General features: G+C 68.7%; 15 protein-coding genes. 4 read left to right on the top strand and 11 right to left on the bottom strand.

Features of this window, described 5'->3' with window-relative positions; translation table 11 throughout:
* The first annotated feature begins 91 nt into the window (after positions 1–91).
* Positions 92–823 carry a DNA alkylation repair protein gene (locus tag ACOGXD_RS02230; protein WP_419916304.1) on the top strand — a complete coding sequence of 244 codons (732 nt, stop codon included), beginning with the start codon at positions 92–94 and terminating at the stop codon, positions 821–823.
* Here the strand turns inward: ACOGXD_RS02230 and ACOGXD_RS02235 are convergent.
* The gene (locus ACOGXD_RS02235; protein WP_419916305.1) at positions 820–2,559 is read right to left on the bottom strand and encodes a SulP family inorganic anion transporter; all 1,740 of its coding nucleotides are present in this window, start codon (positions 2,557–2,559) and stop codon (positions 820–822) included. The two genes, ACOGXD_RS02230 and ACOGXD_RS02235, sit on opposite strands and share 4 nt — an antisense overlap.
* Before the next feature lie 29 nt (positions 2,560–2,588).
* Positions 2,589–3,374, bottom strand: coding sequence for a hypothetical protein (locus tag ACOGXD_RS02240; RefSeq protein ID WP_419916306.1), 786 nt, complete (start codon positions 3,372–3,374; stop codon positions 2,589–2,591).
* Between the two features lie 43 nt (positions 3,375–3,417).
* On the opposite strand from ACOGXD_RS02240, the gene ACOGXD_RS02245 reads away from it, so the two are divergent.
* On the top strand, positions 3,418–4,266 hold the full coding sequence (locus ACOGXD_RS02245; protein WP_419916307.1) for an LLM class F420-dependent oxidoreductase: 849 nt from the start codon (positions 3,418–3,420) through the stop codon (positions 4,264–4,266).
* A 7-nt stretch (positions 4,267–4,273) separates the two neighbouring features.
* Entirely contained in the window at positions 4,274–5,569 is a 1,296-nt protein-coding gene (locus tag ACOGXD_RS02250; RefSeq protein WP_419916308.1) for a M18 family aminopeptidase, read from the top strand.
* Between the two features lie 44 nt (positions 5,570–5,613).
* On the opposite strand, the gene ACOGXD_RS02255 is transcribed toward ACOGXD_RS02250, so the two are convergent.
* From ACOGXD_RS02255 to ACOGXD_RS02290, 8 genes are all read right to left on the bottom strand, one after another.
* Entirely contained in the window at positions 5,614–6,369 is a 756-nt protein-coding gene (locus ACOGXD_RS02255) for a histidine phosphatase family protein (RefSeq protein WP_419916309.1), read from the bottom strand.
* Positions 6,370–6,409: 40 nt separating this feature from the next.
* Positions 6,410–7,606: an ammonium transporter gene (locus tag ACOGXD_RS02260; protein WP_419916310.1), complete on the bottom strand. Its 1,197-nt coding sequence runs from the start codon at positions 7,604–7,606 to the stop codon at positions 6,410–6,412.
* Positions 7,607–7,736: 130 nt separating this feature from the next.
* The gene (locus ACOGXD_RS02265) at positions 7,737–8,936 is read right to left on the bottom strand and encodes a cystathionine gamma-synthase (protein ID WP_419916311.1); all 1,200 of its coding nucleotides are present in this window, start codon (positions 8,934–8,936) and stop codon (positions 7,737–7,739) included.
* The gene (locus ACOGXD_RS02270) at positions 8,936–10,339 is read right to left on the bottom strand and encodes a pyridoxal-phosphate dependent enzyme (RefSeq protein WP_419916312.1); all 1,404 of its coding nucleotides are present in this window, start codon (positions 10,337–10,339) and stop codon (positions 8,936–8,938) included. Before ACOGXD_RS02270 ends, ACOGXD_RS02265 begins: the two co-directional genes overlap by 1 nt.
* 54 nt (positions 10,340–10,393) lie before the next feature.
* On the bottom strand, positions 10,394–11,323 hold the full coding sequence (locus tag ACOGXD_RS02275) for a phenylacetaldoxime dehydratase family protein (protein ID WP_419916313.1): 930 nt from the start codon (positions 11,321–11,323) through the stop codon (positions 10,394–10,396).
* 104 nt (positions 11,324–11,427) lie between these two features.
* Positions 11,428–12,390 (bottom strand): hypothetical protein, encoded by a 963-nt coding sequence (locus tag ACOGXD_RS02280; protein WP_419916314.1) that lies wholly within the window; start codon positions 12,388–12,390, stop codon positions 11,428–11,430.
* A 16-nt stretch (positions 12,391–12,406) separates the two neighbouring features.
* Complete coding sequence (locus ACOGXD_RS02285) at positions 12,407–12,748, bottom strand: hypothetical protein (RefSeq protein WP_419916315.1); 342 nt, start codon at positions 12,746–12,748, stop codon at positions 12,407–12,409.
* 147 nt (positions 12,749–12,895) lie between these two features.
* Complete coding sequence (locus ACOGXD_RS02290) at positions 12,896–23,002, bottom strand: Calx-beta domain-containing protein (protein WP_419916316.1); 10,107 nt, start codon at positions 23,000–23,002, stop codon at positions 12,896–12,898.
* A gap of 415 nt (positions 23,003–23,417) precedes the next feature.
* Between ACOGXD_RS02290 and ACOGXD_RS02295 the strand changes: the two genes are divergently transcribed.
* Positions 23,418–23,627: a hypothetical protein gene (locus ACOGXD_RS02295; RefSeq protein ID WP_419916317.1), complete on the top strand. Its 210-nt coding sequence runs from the start codon at positions 23,418–23,420 to the stop codon at positions 23,625–23,627.
* A 104-nt stretch (positions 23,628–23,731) separates the two neighbouring features.
* On the opposite strand, the gene ACOGXD_RS02300 is transcribed toward ACOGXD_RS02295, so the two are convergent.
* The gene (locus tag ACOGXD_RS02300; protein WP_419916318.1) at positions 23,732–23,980 is read right to left on the bottom strand and encodes a hypothetical protein; all 249 of its coding nucleotides are present in this window, start codon (positions 23,978–23,980) and stop codon (positions 23,732–23,734) included.
* Positions 23,981–24,039 lie beyond the last annotated feature (59 nt).

Genomic DNA, 24,039 nt, shown 5'->3' on the forward strand with positions numbered 1-24,039 from the left:
AATGCTCGGGCATGTGCAATCGCAGCGACGCAACCCTTGCCGGTTGAGCTGCCCGCACATCTATCGGGGACGTTTCAGAAAGCTTGGTGCTATGTCGACGCTGCAAGACGTGATGACGCAGTTGCGGCGCGCCGGCACGGCGCAGAATCGCAAGGTGTACGCGCGCCATGGCGCCGCCGAGCCGATGTTCGGTGTCAGCTACAAAGACCTCGGCCGCATCGCGAAGCCGCTCAAGACCGATCATGCGCTTGCGGCGGAACTGTGGGCTTCAGGCAATCACGACGCCCGGGTGCTGGCGCTGCGGATCGCCGATGCATCTGCGATGACCAAGACCCGCGCCCGGCGATGGCTTCGTGATGTCGACAACTACATCCTCGCCGAGGCGCTCGGCGGGAAGCTCTCCGAGGCGCCGCATGCACGTGAACTCAGCGACGAGTGGCGAGATTCGCCCACGGAGTGGCCCGCATCGGTGGGCTGGTTCATCGTGGCCTGCACCGCCGAGCAGGCTGACGTCTGGTCCGCCAGCGAATTGCGCGGCTTGGTGGCGCAGATCGACACAGAGATCGCCGAGCGGCCGAACCGGGTGCGTCACGAGATGAACGGCGTCCTCATCGCGATCGGGCTGCGCGACGAGAGCCTGCGGCGCTCGGTGCTCAAGGTCGACGCCCGCATCGGGCCCGTACAGGTCGACCACGGCGAGACCGGCTGCAAGACGCCCGCTATCGCGCCCTACATCGACCGCACGCTGATACACCGAGAGCAAATGGCAGCACGCCGAGCCGCCAAGGCCGCAGCCAAGGCGGCTGCGAAGTCCGGCGCCTAGCCCCCGTCTCCCCCGCCGTCGTCGCTCTCGTCCCCCCCGTCTCCGTCGAGAAGCCGGCGAGCCACCATCCGGGCGCCATCGAGATCGTCGACGAAGTTCTCCACGGGAACGCTGCGCAGCACGTTCAGCTCCTTGACGCTGATCGCCCGCGACTCCTCGAGCCCCATCACGATGCACTTGGCACCCGAATCCAACGCCACGTCGATGAGCTGGCCCATCATGAACGCGGCGCTGTCGTCCATGTGCCGGGTCTCGCTGAAGTCGAAGATCACCACCTCGTGCTCTTCGACATCGTGGTTGATCGAGTTGAACAGCCGGATCGACGACGACGCCGTATAGGAACCGCGCAGCGACAGCAGCCCGGTGCGCGCCGCGAACGGATCGGGACCGTCGAGGTCGAGGCTCGCCAGGCTGATGCCGCCGGACTCGTCGCCCTCGTCGTCGCCGCTGCCCGGGGGGTAAAGGAACGTCATGTCCAGCAACGGGGTCGACACCACGCCCTCGTCGAGTTCGAGGCGCTCGAACTGCCGGGCACCGGTCATCGCTGCGGCAATCAGGCCCGCTCCCACAGCCACCACCAGATCCGACACGATCGACAAAGTCAGCGTGAGCGCCATCACGCCGTACTGGTCGAGGCGGGTGCGACGCACCCGAGCGATGTATTCCCAGTCGACGATGTCGAAACCGATCTTGATGAGAATGCCGGCGAGCACCGCATGCGGGATCACTTCGGCCAGCCGGCCCAGCCCGAGCACCAGCGCACCCAGCACAACTGCGCAGAGCACGCCCGACACCCGCGTGCGGCCACCCGCCTTCACGTTGGCCACGGTGGCCGAGGTGGCCCCCGCGCCGGGCACCGCACCGATGAACGCCACCAGCACGTTGGCCGCCCCCACGCCGAGCAGCTCACGATTGGGGTGATGCTGATCGCGGGTCATCGAATCAGCCACCATCGCAGTGAGCAGGCTGTTGACCGAGCCGAGCAGCGCGAGCGTGACCGCAGGCGCTATGGCCCCGCCGACGTCTCCCCAACTGAACGACGGCATCCGCACTTCGGGCAGCCCTGAGGGAACGTCGCCGATGACCGCCACCTCGCTGATCCACAGCACGCTGAGCACCGTGCACACGAGCAGCGCCGCGACCGACGGCGGCAGCGCCTGGCGCAGGCGGCGCGGCCAGAGCAGGCACACAGCGATGCTCAGCACACCGAGCGCGAGAGCGCCGACGTCGACATTGCCCACCGCATCGGGCAGCGCTCGTATTGATGCCGACACGCCGCCGAGCGCCACTTCGTGGCCGAGCAGCGGGATCAACTGCACCACGATGATGATCAGCCCGACCGCGGAGGTGAATCCCGACACCACCGGATAGGGCGTGTACGACACATAGCTGCCGAGACGCAGTGCGCCCAGCAGCACCTGCACGATCCCCGCGAGCACCACGATTGCCAGGGCTTTTTCGATGTCGCCGCCGGCGTAGTCGATCACCACCACCGACATCGCGACCGACAGCGGCGCTGTGGGCCCGGAGATCTGCGTTCGGGTGCCGCCGAAGATTGCTGCCAGCAAGCCGACCGCGACGGCACCGTAGAGGCCCGCGATTGCGCCGAGGCCCGAGGCCACACCGAACGCCAGCGAGAGCGGCAGCATGACCACCGCCGCGGTGAGACCTCCGAAGACGTCGCCGCGCAGCTGCTCGGCGCTGTAGTTCAGCGTCGGCGCTTTCAGCGTTGACATATCAACGCCGATTCAAGCCGACGGACCGGCTACTGGCCGAGGAACGTATTGAGCGCCTCCAGCACGGTGGCTTTGTCGGGATCCACGAAGACGTGGGTGGCACCCGAGCTGTAGATCGAGTCGCCGATGCGTACGAGCACGCCGTAGCGGTTGACCGGCAGCCCCTGGAAGGTGGCCGTGTAGTCGGTGCCGAACGACTCGTCGCCCAGGGCGGGGTTTTCGCCCTCACTGAATGCACCCACCGCGCCGGTGGACGGCTCGGGGAACTCGCCGCAAGCGATGACCTCCACGATGTAGTTGTTGAAGGCCTGCGATGCCACGTCCGGCGACTCGAATCGAGAGATGGAGACGTCGAGGAACGGCCCCGTGAGCGGGTCGGCCGCCCAGACCGATTCGGAGTACGCCACCGGCACGATCCCGCCATATGCCGGGGTGCCGGGACAGGTCTCGGCCCGCGGGATGTTGGTGGCGGTTTGCAGGGTGTCGAAGCCCTCCGGTGTCTGGCCTTCCAGCAGGGCGCCTTCCACGGCAGGCGGCAGCGCCGCGGCTTCCGGTGCGTCAGCTTCGGTGGTGGTGGGCGGGGGCGCCTCAGTGGTGGGTGGCGGCGCCTCAGTGGTCGGCGGGGGCGCCTCGGTAGTGGGCGGGGGCGGCGGGGCCTCGGTGGTGGCGGGCGGGGGCGCCTCAGTGGTGGCAACCGTGGTCGGCGCGGCGGTGGTAGGCGCGGCCGCCTCGGTGGCGGGCGGCGGATCGTCATCGCCGCCGCACGCAGCGGCCGCGAGAGCAAGCACAACGAACAGAGCAGAGATGCGTCGCATAAGGGCAGACTACGGGCTGCAGCGATGTGATGAGAGGTACACAGTGAAATTCGGAATGACCCTGGCCAACACGGGTCCGCAGGTAGAGGGCGAGACAGCCATCGCGTATGCGCAGGAAGCCGAGCGAGCGGGTTTCGAGTCGCTCTGGACGGTCGAGCATGTGGTCGTGCCGGAGGGCTACCAGACGCCCTACCCGTACGCCGAAGACGGCAAGATGCCCGGCAAGCGGGACGACATCGACATTCCCGATCCGCTGATGTGGATGGCGTTCGTGGCATCGGTGACGTCGGAGATCAAGCTGGGCACGGGCGTTCTGATCGTGCCGCAGCGCAACTTCGCCGTCACGGCGAAGGCAGTTGCCACGCTCGACCGGCTGTCGCGGGGTCGCGTGCTGCTGGGAGTGGGCGCCGGATGGCTGGAAGAGGAATTCGATGCGCTGGGCGTGCCGTTCGCCGACCGCGGCGACATCACTGATGAGCATCTGCACGCCTACCGGGCGCTGTGGCAGCAGGATGTCTGCTCGTTCGAGGGCGAGCACGTTTCTTTCGACCGCGTGTACTGCCGCCCCCAGCCGTCGGGTCATATCCCGATCATCGTCGGCGGCGACAGCAAGCGTGCCGCTCGCCGCGCGGGCGAGCACGGCGACGGGTTCTTCCCCGTGTCAGGCGACCTCGACGAGATGGCGATGCTCTTCGACCATGCGAAGCGCTGCGCGGAGAAGGCGGGGCGGGATCCCGACAAGCTCGACTTCACGACGATCGGCGCGGCTACTCCAGAATGGGTAGAGAAGTACGCAGCGATCGGCATCACCCGGCTCATCACCAATCCGATGTCACGTTCCAAGTTCGATGACTTCAGCCGGGACATCATCACCGCCTACGCCGACGCATAGGAGCCGCATGCTCGCCTCGCTGTTCGAGTTCATCGAGGCGTCGCCATCGCCGTTTCACGCGGCTGCAGCGGCGGCCGACCGGCTAGCGGCGGCGGGCCTTGTCGAGACCGGCCGCGGCGAGCCATGGAGCGAACTGGACGTTGCGCAGGGCTTCGTGGTGCGCGACGGCGGCACCGTGGTGGCTGTGCGGGCTGGCGCCGCGGTGGACCCTGAGCGACTGCGCTTCAGTGTGATCGGCGCGCACACCGACAGCCCCAACCTGCGCGTCCGCCCCCGGCCCGACAGCAGCACGCTGGGCTACCGCCAACTCGGCGTGGAGGTGTACGGCGGCGTGCTGCTGAACTCGTGGCTCGACCGCGACCTTGGCCTGTCGGGACGCGTGGAGGTAAGCAGCAGGGACGGCGACGGCCCAGCGGCTAGATCCCGAATGGTGCTGTGGCGCTGCGACCGGGCGCTGCTGCGCGTCCCGCAGCTCGCGATTCACTTGGATCGGGACGTGAACGACGGGCTGAAGCTCGACCGCCAGCAGCACATGACCCCGGTGTGGGGGCTGGGCGAGCCGAGCGGTTCGGGGTTCCGCGAGTTTCTGGCAGACGAGCTCGAGGTCGAGCCCGAGGCTGTGCTGGCGTGGGATGTCATGGCGCACGATCTCACGCCGCCGGCACGGCTGGGACGCGACGGGGAGATGTACGCCGCCAGTCGCATCGACAATCTGGCCTCGTGCCATGCGGCCATCGAAGCGCTGGCCGGCCTGAGTTCGCTTCCCGAGGACACGGCGGCGGTCGTCGTGCTGTTCGACCACGAGGAGATCGGCAGCGACTCCGCCACGGGCGCCGGCAGCCCGATCCTTGCCGATGCCCTCGAACGCATCGCCCACAGCCTCGGCGCCAGCCGCGAGCAGTACTTGCGGGCAGTGGCCCGTTCGCTGTGCGTGTCAGCCGACGGGGCCCACGCGGTGCATCCGAACTATCCCGAGCGCCACGAGCCCCAGCACCTGCCGGTGCTGAACGGTGGTCCGGTCATCAAGACCAACGTCAACGTGCGTTATGCCACCGATGCGCGCACCCACGCCCGCTTCGCGGCGGCCTGCGACGCGGCCGGTGTGCCTCACCAGGTCTATTCCCACCGCGGCAACCTGCCGTGCGGCTCGACCATCGGTCCGATCACGGCATCCCGGCTGGGCATGAGCGTGGTCGACGTGGGCTCGCCCCAGCTCTCGATGCACTCGGCCCGCGAACTCGGCGGCAGCGACGACCCCGCCATGCTCGCCGCCGCACTCGGCGCCTTCCACGCCGGCAGCTAGCGCTGCGCCCACGTGCGGGCCAGCCACCAGCACGGCACGGTCGGTCAGGCGTGGTGGAGGTGGTTGTCGAGGTGCGAGCAGTCATTGAAGCGGCGCAGCACCCAGTCGCCGTTGCACCGCACCACCTGGGTGATCGAGCAGTTGTCGGAACCGCCGAACAAGAATGGCGTGGACTCGGTGATATGCGCCAGCACGGCGCCGATCACCCCGCCGTGCACGCATGCCGCCACGAGCTGGTCGGGGTGTGCGTCGGCGATGCGCCCGAGAGCAGCCATGCACCGGCCCGTGAGCTGCTCATTCGACTCGGCGCCGGGGATGACGTCCCAGCGCCGCTCAGTGTGCAGGCGCTCGTACAGCGGGTGATTGTCGGCAGCGAACTGGCGGATGCGCCCCCCGTCCCACTCGCCAAGGGCCACCTCGCGCAGATCGTGCTCGATCGTCGGGGTCATGCCCAGCCGTTCGGCAAGCGGCGCGAACGTCTGCTGGGTGCGCCGCAACGAACTCACGTACAGCGCGTCGATCGGTTCGTGTGCGAGCCGTTTCGCCATCGCCGCAGCCTGCGTGTGGCCGTTCGAGGCCAATGCCGGGTCGCCCTGGTCGCCGCGCATGGGGAACGGCTCGCCGGGGATGAAGGCCTGGGAGGCGCCATGGCGCACCAGCAGCACCTCGGTGGCGCCGGGCGGGCGGATCCACCGCTCCTGCTCGAATTGGCGGACTTCAGTATCGGACGGCGCGAGGTCGTAGTCGTCGTAGACGGGTTCCGCGTCTGCAGCCGCCGGTGTCTCGTCGGTTGATGTCACGGCGGGCAACCTAGCGGCCAGCCCGCCGTCACCCGGAGCGCTACAGCTGGTAGGCGGCCTCGCCGTGGTCGCTCACGTCGATGCCGGCCATCTCGACCTCGGCCGAGACCCGGATGCCCATGGTCGCCTTGATGATGCTGGCGATGATCCATGTCGCAGCGAACGAGTACGCGGTGACCACGGCGATCGAGAGCACCTGGTTCCACAGCAGCACGCCGCCGCCGAAGAACACGCCGTCGATGAAGTCGCCCCCGGGCACCGCAGATGCGTCGGCGAAGAAGCCCAAGAGGATGCCGCCGACGGCGCCGCCGACCCAGTGGATGCCGACCACGTCGAGGCTGTCGTCGAAGCCCACCCGGAACTTGGCCTCGATGGCAAAGAAGCACACCACGCCGGCGATGGCGCCGAACGCCAGCGAGTGCATCGAGCCCACGAAGCCCGCCGCCGGCGTGATGGCCACGAGCGCCGCGACGACACCGGAGGCGATGCCGATGGTGGACACCCGCTGGTGCCGTGCGTACTCGGCGAATGCCCAGCCCACCATGCCGGCTGCAGCAGCTATGAAGGTGTTCACGAATGCCTGCGCCGCCGCACCGTCGGCCGCCAAGGCCGAGCCGGCGTTGAAGCCGAACCAGCCGAACCACAGGATGCCCGCACCCAGCATCACGAACGGCACGTTGTGCGGAACCGGCCGGTTGTCGGGCCAGCCGGAGCGCTTGCCGACGACCAGCGCCAAAGCCATCGCCGCTGCGCCGGCGTTCACGTGGATGGCGGTGCCGCCCGCGAAGTCGTGGGCAGGCAGGTTGAAGATCCAGCCGTCACCGCCGTACACCCAGTACACGACCGGCGCGTACACCAGCAGCGACCACAGCGGCACGAACAGCATCCAAGCCGAGAACTTCATGCGGTCGGCCACGGCACCCGAGATGAGCGCCGGCGTGATGGCCGCGAACGTCATCAGGAACGCGAACTCTGCCAATCCCGCGGCGTCGTGGATGCCCTTCATGCCGACAATCGAGAAATCGCCGATGATCGGCAGGCCGCTCTCGCCGAATGCGAGGCTGTAGCCGACGAGCACCCAGATCACCGGCACGATGCCGAGGCACCACATGTTCATGTTGAGCATGTTCAGCGCGTTCTTGGCCCGCACCATGCCGCCGTAGAACAGCGCCAAGCCCGGCACCATGAACAGCACCAAGGCCGCTGCGGTCAGTATCCAGGCAATGTTGCCTTCCATCACGTCTCTCCTCGTCGCGCGCGTGCGCTAGCGGGCAATAGGGCGGCTGATCCGCACATCATGGCAGGCGAGCTGCTTGGACACCGGGTTCTCGCGTGCTCCGAAACGCCCGCTGGGTGGCCGGAAAGTCCTAAGCAGCACCGGCCGATGCGGTGTCGAGGGCGGCGCCGAGATCGTCCAGCAGGTCCGAGACGGTCTCGAGCCCAACCGACAGTCGCACCAGGTCGTCAGGGACCTCCAGCGCCGAACCTGCTGCCGACGCGTGGGTCATTGCGCCGGGATGCTCGATCAGCGATTCGACCGCGCCCAGCGACTCGGCGAGGGTGAAGACCTTGGTCGACGCTGCGACCTGCTCGGCTGCGGTTCTCCCGCCTTGCAGCCGGAACGACACCATGCCGCCGAAGCCGCTCATCTGGCGGCAGGCGATGTCATGGCCGAGATGATCGGGGCGCCCCGGATACAGCACTGACCGCACTGCCGGATGCTCCTCCAGCAACCCGACCACCGCGTGCGCGTTCTCACCGTGGCGGTCCATGCGCACGCCGAGCGTCTTGGTGCCTCGCAAGGCCAGGTAGCAGTCGAACGGGCTCGGCACGGCGCCCACGGCGTTCTGGGTGAACACCAGGTGGTCGGCCAGCTCGTCATCGTTGGTGGCTACGAAACCACCGACTACATCGCTGTGGCCGCCGAGGTACTTGGTGGCCGAGTGCAGCACCGCATCGGCGCCCAACGCCAGCGGCTGCTGCAAGTAGGGCGTAGCAAACGTGTTGTCCACCACCACGATGCCGCCCAGCTCGTGCGTGACGGCGCAGATGGCCTCGATGTCGAACACCGTGAGCAGCGGGTTGGTGGGGGTCTCCAGCCATACCATGCGGGTGCTCGGCGTCCACGCGTCGCGGATCTTGTCGGGGGCGGTGAGATCGACGGCCGCAAGCCCGACGCCGGCGTTGCCGAACACCTCGTCGATGAGCCGGAAGGTGCCGCCGTAGGCGTCATCGCCAAGCAGCAGGCTGTCACCGGGGCGCAGCACCCGCAGCAGCGCATCCGACGCCGCCAGCCCGCTGGCGAACGCGAACCCGTGGCGCGCGCCTTCCAGCGACGCCACGCAGACCTGGTAGGCGTGACGGGTCGGGTTGCCCGTGCGGCCGTACTCGTAGCCGTGCCGCGGCTGGCCGACCGCCTCCTGGGCGAAGGTGGTGGCCAGCGAGATCGGGGTGACCACCGCGCCCGTGTATGGGTCGTGGGGCTGGCCTGCCCGTATCGCCCGGGTCTCGAAGCCGAACTCGTCGGGGTCCTCGAAGCCCGATACCTGCGGATCGCCGCCCAGCATCAACTGTCTCCGATTGCGTCCGGGCCGAGCGTCGCGACGGGCCTGCCCCGGTCATAGACCACGACCGCCTCGGGTCCTGCGAGCAAGTCGGCTCGGGCCAGCAGCTCGGCGATTCGACCGACTGGTTCTCCGATGCCGACGGCAGGCAGAGGCGGTTCGATCGCCGCAGACACCTTTGCATTGCCGTCCACCGCCAGCAGCCCGTCCTGGGCCACCGAACCCACCACCTGAGCAGCCGCCAAGGGCATCTCGCCCTTGCAAACCGGAACAGCACGCAATCCCGCCAGATCCATGCATTGCCGCGCAGCGGCCACGGTGTCGTCGGGACGTACGAACACGAACTCGCCGTCGACGAGGCTGCTCACCGTTCCGGGCCCGGGCGCCTGCGGCAGGAATCCCATCTGTGCCATCCACTCGTCGTCGAACACCCGACTGAGGTAGCCCCGACCCGAATCCGGGATGAGTGTGACTACCAACGACTCCTCCGAGCGGCCGGCGGCGTCGAGTTCCGCGGCAACGGCGAATGCGCCTGCCACTGCCGTGCCGCCGGAGCCGCCGATCAGCAGGCCCTCTCGCCGGGCAACCCGGCGTGCCATCGCGAACGACTCGGCATCGGTGATGGGGATTCCGCGGTCGACGACGCCGGGATCGTAGGTGGACGGCCAGAAGTCTTCGCCGATGCCTTCCACCAAGTAGGGCCGCCCATCGCCGCCGACATACACCGACTCAGGCGGGTCAGCGATCACGACCTGTATGCCGGGATCCTGTTCCTTGAGATAGCGACCTACGCCAGTGACGGTGCCGCCTGTGCCTGCACCCGCCACGAAGTGGGTGATGCGACCCTCGGTCTGTGCCCAGATCTCTGGTCCGGTGGTCTCGTAGTGCGCTTGAGGGTTTGTCGGGTTGCCGTACTGGTTCGGTGAGTAGGCGCCCGGCGTCTCGCTCCTCAGGCGCTCCGCGGTCCGGTAGTACGAGCGTGGATCGTCGGGCGCAACCGCCACCGGACACACCACCACCTCTGCCCCATAGGCCCGCAGCAGCGCTACCTTCTCGGGCGCCACCTTGTCGGTGCATACGAAGATGCACCGGTAACCGCGCTGCGCAGCGACCACGGCAAGGCCCACGCCGGTGTTCCCCGACGTGGGCTCCACGATCACGCCGCCCGGCTGCAGCGAGCCGTCGGCTTCGGCGGCGTCGATCATCGCCACTGCGGCGCGGTCCTTCACCGAGCCGCCGGGGTTGGTGGTCTCCAGCTTGGCGACGACCGGCGTCGCGATGTGCGGCTCGACCTTCCTCAGCCGGACCATCGGTGTGCGGCCCACAAGGTCCAGCACTGACGGCGCGATGTCCAAGCCCTTCAGGGCCTCGGGCATCGGCGAAGGCCCCCGGTGGGCGTCAGTCACGGCATCACAGCCTACGAACGCCGTACCGGCTGTGCCGAAGCCACTGTGCGCGTGTCAGGCGATCAGCTCGGCTAGGGGGGACAGCTCGGTGTTGACCAGCTCCACGCCGCCTTCGGGCAGCACCGAGACTTCGTGCCACAGGCGCAGCTTGGGCGGGCGCCCTAGCAGGTGCACCGTCGAGAGGAACGAGTGGAAGATCGCCAAGTGCGTCGAGTGCGACCGGGACCACGCTTCAAGTGACGCCAGGTCGTCGAACCAGCCCACGAAGCTCGTGGACTCGAGATCCTCGCCGTGGATGGATTGCTCTCGCAGGAATCGGCTCGAGATGCAGCCGGAGTCGCGGTTGGCGGCCAGGAACTCGATGCCGGCCCGCAGCTTCGGCTCGATGTCGGTGAAGTACATCTCGCGCTCGTCGTCGAGGCACTCGTCCCACTTCTGGCCTGAGCGGATGAGGCACAGGTTGGCGGGCAGCGGCGAACCCGGCGCGGCCTCGAAGGGGTCGTCCGCGCTGGCCGCCATGCGGTCGCGCGCAGCGCCCCAGTAGTCGTGCAGCTCGGTGAGGTCCACCGAGGTCAGGTTGCGCACACCAGGCAGCGGTCGCTTGGTGCCGGCAATCGTCTCCCAGCGCTCCGCCGGGATGACGGCCGTCTCGCAATAGACCCCGTCCCGTTCGAGCACATCGCAACCGTCTCGCCAGCGCTCGTAGACCGCCGGATCGACCCAGTAGGCCATGAACACGGTCTCGACATCGCTTTGGGCCTCGTCAGCGTCGTCGCCCCCGTCAGTGAAGTTGACGACGCGAGCCCGCTCGACATGATCCGGCCGGTTCTCGCCGCCGGTCAGTGCCGCCTGAAGCTCCGCCAGCGTGTCGGTGTTGCCGGGCCCCTTCGAGAAGACCATCGAATAGGCCGTCAGCTCGGGAAAGTCGACCACGCACCACGCCGGCGCGCTGGGCGTATGCCCCTTGGGCCGGTTCGCAGCCATCGATCTTCCTTCCGCGGTTCACTCGCAGCGCTGCCCGGCCACGAACCCTTGCAGCGAAGCGTACGGCGACTGCTGCCATGCGGGAAGACGAACTTGGGCTGCGGTCAGCCGGACCTCAGGTTGACCCTGACGATTTCCAGGAATTGGTCGTAGCTGATCTCGCCTGCGAGCCAGTCGCTCTTGACCTGCTGGTATTCCGCCGTGTCGATGGCTCCGTCGTTGTTGGCGTCGTAGCGGGCGACGATGGGGGGCAGGCCCGACTCGGTGGCTGTGCCCGGCGGGGTGATCGTGACGGTGATGTCGAATTGGCTGCTGACCCGGCTGCCGTCGGCATCGCTGAACACGCCGGCGAGCGAGACAGACTTTGTGCCGGTCTGGTTGACGATGGCGGCGTCGGCGATGGCGGCGGACACCGTGGGCGCTTGGTTGGGCGTTTCGCCCTGCCCGCCGGTACTGGCCGCCGCGAAGACCCAGGGGCGTGCCTGCTTGATCGCGAGCAGATTGGCGCTGGTGATCTTGAACTCGATCTCCATGGCGAACGCCTCGCCGGGCTCGGGCTCGTACAACTCCGCGAACCGGTTGTGTACGACGGCGAGGTGCCGGCGCAGCTGGCTCATCTGCGCGTCCTTGATGGCATCACGGAGGTCGTCCAGCATCTCGTCCTGGATCTCGTAGTCCGCCCGAAATCTCGGGTGCGCCAGCATCTTGGTGACGACGGCGCTGAGCTTGGTGCCGGCCGGCAGCGTGAACTTGTCGGCCGCGGGCCATTTCTTCTTGCCGAAGAGGGTCTCCTCGGCCAGCGCTGCGTTCTTCATGAACTCGTCGTAGAAATAGAACGGCACGGCGAACCCGCCGTGGACGGTCCCGTCGGGGAAGTCCAGCGTGCCCAGCACGGCGGTGATGATGCCGGCGACCCGGGGCAGGTCGTTGGGCAGCGTCTCGTAGATCACCACGTCGCGGGGATTGGGGCGCTCCTCCGGCGACATGACCCGCAGGTAGCCATACCCCACCCCCGCGTTGAGGGAGATGAAATCGGCATCGGGAAAGATGTCCTCTTCCAGCAGCACGTTGACCCGGGAGGCGTCATAGAGCGCCCTCTGCTTGTGGTAGCGCGCCAGCGCCTGCGACAGCGGGGTGGTACGCCAGGTTGTTCTCGAGGAACGGCATGCTCGCAGCCAGCACCTCGTTTGCATAGGCGACTCTCTCAAACGAGTACGTATCCGAAGGCTGGACTTCGAATCGGTACACGCCCAGCGAACCGTCGGGCGCAACGGCATTGGGGTGATACACGATGTCGCCCCGCATCGCCGCGTTCGACAGAGTCGAAATGCTGTTCTCCCGAAGGCGGCCGTTGTCGCGACGGAGTTCTTCCCGGAAGAGCGGGGTGATGAAATCGGTGTGCAGCCGGTGGGTCTGCGTGTTCATGAAATAGACCATCGGACGGTCGGTTACACAAGAAATCCGAGTGTCACTGTTGGGTTTGCCGGGGCCTTGGACAGTCCCGGAAGTTGGCCAGCAGGACCGGCTCCGGCAGGAGTGCCGGGCGCCCGATGGGTGGCTGGTGTTTGGGGGTTAGTGGGTCCAGTCGTCGAGGGCTGTCTGGTTGATGGCTTTGGTGCCTCCGAAGACGATGAGTTCGCCGGCGCGGCGCAGGTAGCTGGCCACTATCGGGGGCAGCCGGTCGGGTCGGGTGAGCACGAGGGGGGCGCATCTGCGGGCGAGCAGTGGTGCGGAGGCTGCTGCGTCGGCGGGGTCGGTGCCCGTCGCGAGGCCGACGACATCGGTGGTGAAGCAGACGCGTCCTTCGAGCGCTGGGCTGGCGAGCCAGCGTGCGAACTTGACTGAGGTGTCGTAGCGGTCGGTTCCGCCGAGGCGGGTGATCGCCATGGGCCGGTCGCCTGCGCGGTTGGCCTGGGAGATCGCGCGTATCTGGTCTTCGACCTCGGTGCTGACGGCGGCGGTGCCGCCCATGATCACGACGTGGTCGGCGTGCTCGGCCAGATAGGCGGCGGTGTGGGGGTGCAGGCCGTCCTGGCCGACGAGCAGGATCGGGTGGGGTCCCTTGGCGGCGAGCGGCCCTGCGGCGAGCGCGTCGACGAACACGCGGCTCGAGGCGACGATCACGGTGCGGCCCAGAAGCGGCCCCAGCGTCTCAGGGCGGCCGACGCGACGGGCGACGGCGACTGCTGTGGCTTCGGGGCTGGGGTCGGTGATGCGCTCGATGTCGGCGTCGATGTCGGCCAGCGCTTCGAGGGCTGTGTCGGTGATGTGCTCTGTGGAGCCCACGGCGATGATCTCGGTCACGCCGAGGCTCTTGATCCACTCGACCGTGCCGGCGGGCAGCCCGTCGGGGGCGGTGAGCAGCAGGGCCGCGTCGAGCGCTCCCGCGAGGGGGCCCGCGGTGAGCGCGTCGGCCCAGCTGTGCCCGCCGGCGAGCACCACGGTGGTGAGCTTGGCGTCGGCTGCGGCGGCGACCTCGCGGGCCACCGCGAGCGAGGTGGCGTAGCGGTCTGGGCCCCACAGCCGCTCGGTCTCGCGGGCTTCCCGGTCGTCGCCGCTGCTGCCCGACCCGCCGCCGGGGCCTCCTCCTCCGCCTCCGGGACCGCCGCCTCCGGGAGGGCCTCCGCCGGTGTTGACCGACGGCGGCGCGATGCCGGTGCCGGTGTCGGTGATCTCGAGCCTGACCGTGGCGGGCGAGCCCGCAGCGAGCCCGGCGGGCAGCGCGCCCAGCGAGACGTCGACCTTCTCGTCGTCGCTGTCGCTGTCGCGGACGGTGACCAGCGTGGTGGTGCCCCTGGTCTGGCCGGCTGCGATGGTGACGCTGCCGGGCGGGGTCCAGTCGCCGGGCTGAGCAGGGCTGTCCCCCACAGCAGCCGCGACCACGATCGGGATGACCGCTTCTCGGGCGAGGGCTTCTGAGAGGGTGACGGTGACGGTCGCCGCGGCGGTCTCGCGCACCGGGTTCGGCGACACCGCGATCGTCGCGGTCGGCAGCGCAGTGACCGTCACCCTCACCGACGCCACTGTCAGCGACGACGGATACGCCGCGTCCGAGCCGCCGACCGTGTGGGTGATCGTCGCGGTGCCGTCGGCGACGCCGGTCACGGTGACGGTCTGGGGCTGCTGCCAGTCGGTGCTGTCGAACGTCAGCTGTGCAGGGCTCACAGCGGCCTTGTCGGCGTCGTCGCTGGCGATGTCGATGGTCACCGCCGAAGCGGGCCCGGCGCCGGTCAGGCGGACCGTGTAGGTCTCGGTCGCGTCGGCGCGCACCGTCACCGCGGTGGTGCTGATCTGCACGGCGCCGTCGTTGTCGGTGATCGTGACGGTGGCCTGCGCTCCGTTCTGGTGGCGTGCGTAGCGGTCGCCGAGGCCGTAGCCCGCGTCGCTGGGCGCACGCGCCGGCGTGATGCGCAGCCGGATCGTCTCGTCGCCCTCCGCCACGGCGTCGTCGGTGATCGCGATGTCGAGGTTCTTGGTGGCCGACGTGTCGGCCGGCCCGAACGTCACCCGCTTGGTCGCGATCGTGTAGTCGACGCCCTCCGTGGCGGCGTCAGGGCCGCTGGTGAGCACCTCGACGTCGAAGGCGACCTCAGCAGCGGGCAGCGCGGACACCGTCACCGGCACGGACACCGTGCCGGCGCTCTCGGCGGCAGCGACAGTGTGCGCCGAGGTGGCGTCGGCAGCGTTGCCGAACGCGACCGCCAGGTCGGCGGTGTCGTCGTCGGCGATGCCCACCCGGGCGCAGGCGGCGTCCTGCGCACAGGTGCGGCTGGTGGTGAGCTGGTCGCCTGTCTCGCGGGCCCAGCCCGCAGTCGCAGTGGAGATCACCACGTAGTAGTGCTCGTCGCCCTCCGCGAGCCCGTCATCTGCGACAGTGTCCGACAGGGTGACCGTGCGCGTGTTCTCCAGCACGGTGACCGTCGCCGGCGGGCTGGTCAGGTCCGCTGAAACGTCGGCGAGGCCTGCTTCGGGGGTCTGCAGCGGCGGGGAGGCGATCAGGTATTCCAGATCGTTCGCCCGGGAGCGGTCCACGGTGAAGGTCAGCCCGCCCGTGGGCGCCAGCGCCCCCAGGGTGATCGTCAGCTCCGCGGTGCCGCCCTCGTCGGCGGGGTCCCTCGGAGGATCGACCCGGAACACGTTGCGGGCCGCGTTCACCTTCGCCGAGAACCCGCCCAGCCCGGTCAGCTGGTTCCACGCCGCATCAGACGACGAGGTCCCATGCGCGATCCTCACATCGCCCGCCGCCACCGCGGTCACCGTCACGGTCTGAGGGTCCGCCCAGTTCCCCGACTGTCCGGCCGTGAACGTCAACGCACCCGACACCGTCGCAACGCCAGTGGCGCCGCTCGTCGGCGTCACGGTCACATCGGCGGTCGGCTCCGCGCCGATCAGGCTGACCGTGTAAGTGACGGTCTCGCCGGGGATCAGCTCCCCAGACGGCGGGTCGATGCTGATGCCCGACGCGTTCTCCCTGACCCGCAGATCCAGCTTGCGCGCCGCCACCTTGCGGGCGCCCCGAGTCGCCACAGCAGCCAGGCTCATCCGCTCCTCAGTCGTCTCCTCACGGCTGTCCGACACCAGCGTCAGCGTCGCCGTCGCCTGCGTCTGGCCCTCCGCGATCTTGAACACCCCAGGCAGCCGATAATCGCTCGGGCACGCCCAACCCGCCAAAGCGACATTGGTGCGGCACTGGGTCCTCACGAACCCGCCGCTCTGATCCAGCGTCGGGTTCGACACCGCCACCGACCACCCATCAGGGCCCACCGGAATGTCCGCCGTCGCCGTGACGGTCACCGCAGTGCCCTCCAGCACCGGAAACCAGCCCCCCGCCGTCGCGGTCACCCCCGACAACGACAACACCACCGACGACACCGCATCGTCGCTGGTCAACGTCACCAACCCCGTCGACGCATCCGTCACACGCTCGTAGTAATCGCCCAGATCGTCGATCACGTCGTCCGCCGCCGCGATCTGGAACCCGATGAACTCGTTGTCCTCCTCCACCACATCGTCGGCGATGTCGATCGTCAGATCCTTGGACTTCACGGTGTCCTGAGCGTCAACCGCGAACTCCAAGTCGGTCGCGGCGAAGTCGTAGTCCTTGGGGTTGCCCGTCGGGTTGTCGTCGTCGTCGCTGGAGCGCGCGTCCTTGCCGACGCTGTCGGGCACGTCGGCCGCCTCCACGGTGAACGTCACGGCGCTCTCGGGCAGGTGGCTGATCGTGACCGGCACCGCCAGCGTCCCGTCGCCCTCAGCCGCGGTCGCCGTGTACTGCACCGGCGTGCCGGTGGGCACGGCGGTGCCGATCACGATCTTGGCCTCGTCGCGGTCCTCGTCCGCGATCGTGACCGTCGCCAGACGGCCCTGCGGGTGACGCACGTAGTAGTCGCCCAGATCGTCCACCGGACTGTCGGCGGCCGCGATGGCGAGCTCGATCGCCTGGTCGTTCTCCACCAGATCGTCATCGGTGATCGTGATCTCCAGATTCTGGGTCAACGCGCCGGTCGGGGTGAACGTGAACGACTTCTTATTGATCGTGTAGTCGGTGCCCTCGGTCGCCAGCCCCGACACCTCCACCGAGAACGTGACGGCGGTCTCGGGCGCAGCGCTGATCGTGATCGGCACGCTCACCTTCCCGCCCGCCACGTCCTCGTCAGGACGCTCCGCGTGCTTCGCGGTCGCCGCAGCATCGCTCCCGAACGCGATCTTCGCGTTGGCGGCCTCGTCGTCGGTGATCGTCACCGTCGCCTCCGACGACGTCCCGTCGGTGTCGGTGGCCGGGTCGCCCTGCGCGTCTCGGCCGTACAGGTCGCCCACGTCGTAGCCCGCATCGGTACTGGCCCGCGCCGCCTTGATTTGCAGCTTGATGGTCTGGGCTTGCTCTACCAGAGCGTCGTTTTGGATCGCGATCGACACGTTCTGGGTCATCGACGCGTCGGCCGGCCCGAACGTCACCGACTTCGTGGTGATCCGGAAATCGCCGACCGCCTCCGGCGGCCCCGCGTCGTACTCCGTCGCAGTGCCGCTGGTGAGCACCTCCACCTCGAACGTCGTCGACGCGCCCGGCAGCGCGCTGACCGTCACCGGCACCGACAGCATCCCGCCCGACACGTCCTCGGCCACGCTGGCCTTGTGCTCCGCGGTCCCCGCAGCGTCGGCGCCGAACGCGACCGTGGGGCCGTCGTCGGCCTCGTCGTCTTCGATGGTGACGGTCGCCTTGGCGCCGCTGGCATGACGCACATACCGGTCGCCCAGGTCGTAGTCCATGTGACTCGACGCCCGTGCGGCGGCGATCTCGAGCTCCACGGTCTCGTCGAGCTCCACCACGCTGTCGTCTCTCAGCGTGACCGTCACGTTCTTGGTCACCGACCCGTCCGTCTCAGCGGTGTCGGTCGGCCCGAACGTCACCGACGCCGGCACCGTGTAATCCCCCGCGGCGCCTGCGGTCGCGGTGCCCGCCGCGGTGATCGTGAACGACGTGCTCGTCTGAGGCCGCGCGGACACCGTCACCGGCACCAGCACCGTCGCAGGCGAGGTCTTGTCCTCCGCCGCCGAATCGGCATGCACAGCGGTGGATGCAGCGTCGCTGCCGAACGCGATCTTCGCGTTCTCCGTCTCGTCGTCGGCGATCGTGACCGTCGCGGTCGCCGACGCGCCCGACGGCACCGACCAGCCCGCCGCCGGCGCGCCGACCGTCACGGTGAACGACTCGGCGCCCTCCACCAGATTGTCCTGCGCGATCGGCACCGTCAGCGTCGCGGTGGTCATGCCCTGGCCCACCGTCACCGTGGTCGGCGTCGTGCCCGTGTCCGCGGTGGTGGCGGTGCTGCCCGAGTAGCTGTAGGTCACCGAAAGGGCCCGGCCCGCCATCGCGGTCGGCGCCCGGCCCAACGTGACCGTCAGCTCAGCGTCCGAGCCCTCCGCGGTCGGCCCGGTGTAGTCGATCTTGTAGGTCTTGGTGGACGCGTTCACCGTCACGTCGATGTCGTCGACCGACAGCGTCGTCGGGTACCGCGTCGCGTCGGTGCTGGTCTGCACGTCGTGGTCGATGCCGGGGGCGCCCACCGCCACGCCGGTCACCGTGAACGTCTTGGCGGTGTTCCAGTCCGACGCCGTGAACGTGTACGACGCCGGGCTCACCGTCGCCTTGTCGTCGTCGTCGCTCCGGGCGCGCACCGTCACGCTGCCGGCCGGCTTGGTGGCCAGCCTCACCGTATAGGTCGTCGTCTCGCCCACCTCCACGGCGACCGACTCCGCGGACACCTTCACCGCATGCACCGCCGGAGTGCCCGAGACGAACCCCCACGCGCCCTTGCGGGCATCGCTGGTGGCGCGCACCCGCACCCGATACAGCGTGTCGTTGATCAGGCCGCTGATCGTGTGCCCGGTGTCGGTGCCCGTGTGAGCGGCGTCCACCCAGCCCGCCGACGCCGAGGGATTCGCGCCCGTCTGCACCGCCTGAGCGTTCGGCGCGGCCGTCGCCGACGCCGACGTGTAGTGCACGTCATAGCCCGACAGCGTCCCCGCAGGCTTCGTCCACGACAGAGCCAGCTTCGCGCTCTCCCCGCGCACCGCCAGACCCGACGGCGCCGCGGCGAGGTCGTTGTCGACGATCGTGATCGTCAGCGTCCCCGCCGAGTCATAACCCGCAGCAGACGGCTCCAAGACCAGATCCTCGTCGAGCTCCACCACAGTGTCGCCCTTGATCGTCACATTCGCCGTGCCCGAGCTCGCCATCGCCGCGACCGTGATCGACGCCGGCAGCACGTAATCAGCCGACGCCGTCGCCTCCGACGCGTTCGTCGCCGCCACCGACACCGTCACCGCGGTAGTCGGCGCCTCCGACAGCGTCGCTGTCAGCGTGATCGTCTCGTCCGCGTCGGTCTCGGTCACCGAACCCGACGCGACCGACAGCGTCACCGTCGGCTGGGGCGGCACCGCCGGCTGGCCCGACGCGTGCGCCCACCCGCTCTTGCCACCCGCGCTCACTGCCCGCACCCGCACCCGATACGTCGTGCCGTTCGACAAACCGCTGATCGTGTGCTCGGGGTCATCCCCGGCCGCGACCATGCTCGACGACACCAGCCAGCCCGTCGCCACGTCATTGCCCGACGCCATCGCGCCGTCGACCACATCGGCAGCCAGAGCCGACGTGTAATGCACCTCATAACCCCTCAGCACCCCCGAAGACTTCGTCCACGTCAGCTTCAGCTTCCCGTTCCCCGACGCCGCCAGACCCGTCGGCGCCGCCGGCGCGTCGTCATCGTCGATCGTCACCGTCGCCTCCGCCGTGCCCCCCGAGGCCACCGACCAGCCCGTCGCCGTCGCCGGCCTGACCGACACCGTGAACGTCTCATCAGCCTCCACGTCGGTGTCGGCCTTGGTCGGCACGCTCAACGACACCGACGTCGCGTTCGCCGTCACCGACACCCGCGTCGGCGCCGAATCCAGATCGGCCGCGCTCGCCGGGCTGTCTCCCGAATAGCCGTAGGTCACCGTGAACGCCAAGCCGCCGGTCGGCGCGGCCTCGCCCAAGCTGATCGTCAACGACGCCGACGACCCTTCCCTCACCGACGCCGCCGAGGTGATCCCATAAGTCTTCGTCGACACCGGCACCGCCGGTATCCCCGAGGTGAACCCCCACACGCCGTTGCCCGCAGCGCTCACCGCCCGCACCCGCACCCGATACGTCTCGCCGTTGGTCAGATCGCGGATCGTGTGCGCGGTCGCCGTCGCCGCCGGCGTGCCGCCCGGCACCCAGCCCAACCCAGCGTCGCCGTCGGTGCGCGCCGCCGCGCTGTTCCCCACCGTCGACGACGACGTGTACTGCACCACATAGCCCGTCAGCACCTCGGTGGTGGGCGACCACGACAGACTCAGCTGCGCGTTCCCCGCCGCAGCCGCCAAGCCCCCCGGCGCAGCCGGCGTGTCGTCGTCGTCGATCGTGACCGTCGCCGTGCCCGCACCCGCCGACGCCTCCGACCATCCCGACGCCGTCGTGGAGACCCTCACAGTGAACGTCTCATCAGCCTCCACCAGGGTGTCATCGGTGATCGGCACGCTCAGCGTCGCCGTCCGGCTGCCCGCAGTCACCGACACCGTGCCCGCAGTGGTGCCCGTGTCCGCCGAGCTCGCCGTGCCCGCGTAGCTGTAGGCCGCGGTGAACGCCAAGTTGCCGGTGGGCGCGTTGCGGCCCAGCGTGACTGTCAGGACGGCGTTGCCGCCCGACACGTCCTCATCGACGGTCACCGACGCGATGCTGAACGTCCTGGTCGACGCAGTCACCGTCACCGCCACCTGACCGATCGACAGCGACGTCGGATAGTTCGAGTCCCCCACCGTGCCCGTCACCGCATGGGTCACCGTCGACGGGCCCGCCGCCACCCCGGTCACCGTCACCATCTGGGGCGTGGCCCAGTTCGTCGCAGAGAACGTCAACGCACCCGACACCGTCGCCTTGGACGTGTCGCCGCTCGTGGGCGTCACCGTCACGCTCGCGGTCGGCTCAGAATCCAGCACCAGCCAATACGTCGCCGTCTCGCCCGCCTGCACCGAACGCGCCGTCACCGCCGTCGCATCCGTCGACGACTCGCGCACCGACACACCCGCCGTGTCGTCATCGACAATCGTCAACGCCAACGCAGCACTCTTGGTGTAGCCCGTCGCTGTCGCCGCCAAGGTCAGCGTCTCGTCGTCCTCGTCGAGCTGATCGCCCTTGACCGTCAACGTCGCCGCCGCCGAATCCGACCCCGACAAGATCGTCACCGACCCCGCCAGCGTGTAATCCGCCGACGCAGTCGCCGTCGAATTGTCGCCGTCGCGCACCAAGCTCACCGTCAGATCCGACGTCACATTCGTCGGCACCGAAACCGTCAACGTCACCGACTGATCGGCATCCGACTCCGTCACACTCGACACCGGGTTATTCCCCGAATCGGTCGCCGCCAACGAGATCCGCGGCAACGACGGCACCGCCGGGGTGGCCGTCTTGTGCGCCCACGCACCCTCGCCTCCCGCGCTCTTCGCACGCACCCGCACCCGATACGGCGTGCCGTTCGACAACGGGCTGATCGTGTGCGAGGTGGCCGCGGCCGACACCGAGTCCGAGGCCACCACCCACGCCGCCGACGCGTCATTGCCCGACGCAACCGCGCCGTCCCCCACCGACGCATTCGACGTGTAATGCACGTCATAACCCGACAGCACACCGCCAGGCGCCGTCCACGACACCGCCAACTGCGCGTTCCCCGACGCCGCCAGACCCGACGGCGCCGCCGGCGTGTCGTTGTCGTTGATCGTCACCTCCGCCGACCCGTTCGTGCCCACCGTGTAGCCCGTGCCCGCACCGACGTCGACCGTGAACGACTCATCGGCCTCCACATCGGAGTCGTCGCAGATCGTGACCCCCGACGACCAAGACGCCGACGTCTCCCCCGCGGTCACCGTCACCGTCGTCGCGTTCAAGATCCAGTCGCTGCCCGCCTGACACGACCCAGCCGTCGTCTGACGAGTCGCGTCGCCCGTCGACCCCGCCGACACCGACACCGACAAGTCCGCCGCCGGCGCAGGACTCACCGACAACATCAAAGTCGCCGAGCCATCCGACTCCGACACCGTGTACTGCGACGGACTGAACTCCACCACCGGAAGCTGCGGCGGCGCCTCGGCACCTGTGACGCGCATCGACAGGGGTTGATTGGCCGTCAGAGTGCCCCAAGCGCGATTGACGAGGTCCCAGGGGGGAGCGGGGTCGGCGATCCAATGGAGAGCGTTCGCGATGCTCCAGCCAGCGGCAGCGCCAGCGTCCTCGTTGCCCGATCCCCTTCTCGTATAAACGGGGTTGAAGTTGTCGGTCGTCCAGAGGACCAAGGCATACGTGGTGCTCGGCGACAGCGTGGTGTTGTCCGGCGCGGCGAAGGTCACCGGGCCCGCCGCGATGGGATACGCCGGGACGGTCAGATCCTCGACCTTCTCGTTCGGAGTCCCGCCGCTGACCGACCACAGCTCAGCCTTGATGTCGTCGCGCTGGGCTGATGATGTGGGGGAGTTAGTGATCTCGACCTCGACGCCTTCCAGCGAATAGCCCCCCGACGCGCTTCCCGTCGTGAACAACTGGGCCAAGGATTGAACTCCGTTATTTCCCCGGTTGCTCGACGCGGTCTGCCCGAAGTTGCTCACCAGCAGGTCGTACTCCAGGTTGAAGTAGTAGGCGATGCGCTGGCTGGCGCCGCCGGTCTTGGGGACCACCACGATCGACGGCCAGCGCGGCGTGCTGCCCGTGGTCAAAGCCGAGCCGGAAGAAGAGACGCTGCCGACGCTGTCGGCGTTCTGGTTGCTACCTGAGCTGTTGCGCCTCTCGCTGAGGTTCACCCTGGCGAGGCCCGTGTCGGTCCAGGTGGGCGTGAACTTGATCGTCGCGAGGTCGTGCGGCACATGCACGGTGTAAACCTTGGCGTTGCCCGACGGGCTGTGGTCGAGCGCCTCGGTGGCGGTGAGCGTGAAGGTGACCGTCTCCCCGCCGCGGGTGGCCGAGCCCTCAAGCGTCAGACCGGTCAGATGCGCATTGTGAGCCGCCTCAGCAGGCGGAACGCCGCCTGGGGGCAGCACCACCCCTGCCGCGGCCAGCACCGCCGCTGCCAGTACCGCCAGGCAGCGCCGCCAGTGCGGTCGGCGCCTCACGCCCGTACCCGGCCTCGCCCGCCGCCGTAACTCTGGGGGGGGGGGGGTCCGAGGGACGCGCCGAATGAGACGTCGTGGTCAGCTCATCGGCGCCGGCGGAACGGTAGGTGCTCACGGCAGGCGATGGTAACGCCATTCACTCAGCCATCGACCGATCCATACAGTTATTCACAGAGTCAGCGGTACTCACACACAGCGATCATGCGCTGCAAGCGTCCTCGCCGGAACGCCAAGCACATGCCCCTCAGGCCGGCCTGCCGGGCCGCCGGATGCAATTCACCAAGCGTCCCCGAATGGCGCTGCAGCGAGCGCCACTCGCAGCGACGGGCGTATGCGCCTTGGGCCGGCTCGCAGCCGCCGCTCGTCGCCCGGCGGGGGCTGCAGACCCGGCTGCTGCCGCGGCGCAGGAGGGTGAATGTGGACGACGAACCCGTTGGCCGCCATCTCTCCCGTGACGGTGCGCAGGCTCAACGCCACCGACAAGGCCTCATCGCTGCTCAAGCCGAGGCTGTCAACGACACGTCGCGAAATCCCCGATGCGTTCGCCCCCGTATCGATGAGCACGCGACAGAGCTGGATCGCCCCGGTCTTCGGCGAACTGATCGGCAAGAGGACGACAGCGTGATGGTTATCATCGAGTTGGCCTGAGATAGCATGAAAACATAACAGTCTCAAGGCAAACCGTTTCCGGACGGCACGATGCCTGACGCGGCCTACGGTCGCTGCGACTCAGCTGACGCTGTGCATGATCGGGATCGCGCCGAAGTACAGCGGTGTGTCCCGGACCTCTTGGATCGTGAACCGGCCTGCGCCATACGTCGACAGCCCAGCGTCGTACGCCGTTCCCACATCCGGGTAGAACGCGATGACCTCTTGGTCGCAGATCACAGCGACCTCGCCGACACGCGCCACTTCGGGCTCAGCTTCGAGAAGCGCTGTGAATGCCCTGTAGTTCGCCATCGCCTCTTCACGCGTCATCGAGCGCCTCCCGGTCTGTGCACCTTCGATGCTGCCGACGATACCCAGCAGGCGATGGC

Source organism: Candidatus Poriferisodalis sp. (assembly GCF_965204125.1).
In the GTDB taxonomy this organism is placed as follows: Bacteria; Actinomycetota; Acidimicrobiia; order Acidimicrobiales; family Poriferisodalaceae; genus Poriferisodalis.

Coding starts and splice junctions, on each gene's coding strand:
- ACOGXD_RS02230 (WP_419916304.1), top strand. CDS start 92: ATGTCGACGCTGCAAGACGTGATGACGCAGTTGCGGCGCGCCGGCACG.
- ACOGXD_RS02235 (WP_419916305.1), bottom strand. CDS start 2,559: ATGTCAACGCTGAAAGCGCCGACGCTGAACTACAGCGCCGAGCAGCTG.
- ACOGXD_RS02240 (WP_419916306.1), bottom strand. CDS start 3,374: ATGCGACGCATCTCTGCTCTGTTCGTTGTGCTTGCTCTCGCGGCCGCT.
- ACOGXD_RS02250 (WP_419916308.1), top strand. CDS start 4,274: ATGCTCGCCTCGCTGTTCGAGTTCATCGAGGCGTCGCCATCGCCGTTT.
- ACOGXD_RS02260 (WP_419916310.1), bottom strand. CDS start 7,606: ATGGAAGGCAACATTGCCTGGATACTGACCGCAGCGGCCTTGGTGCTG.
- ACOGXD_RS02265 (WP_419916311.1), bottom strand. CDS start 8,936: ATGCTGGGCGGCGATCCGCAGGTATCGGGCTTCGAGGACCCCGACGAG.
- ACOGXD_RS02275 (WP_419916313.1), bottom strand. CDS start 11,323: ATGGCTGCGAACCGGCCCAAGGGGCATACGCCCAGCGCGCCGGCGTGG.
- ACOGXD_RS02285 (WP_419916315.1), bottom strand. CDS start 12,748: ATGAACACGCAGACCCACCGGCTGCACACCGATTTCATCACCCCGCTC.
- ACOGXD_RS02295 (WP_419916317.1), top strand. CDS start 23,418: ATGTGGACGACGAACCCGTTGGCCGCCATCTCTCCCGTGACGGTGCGC.
- ACOGXD_RS02300 (WP_419916318.1), bottom strand. CDS start 23,980: ATGACGCGTGAAGAGGCGATGGCGAACTACAGGGCATTCACAGCGCTT.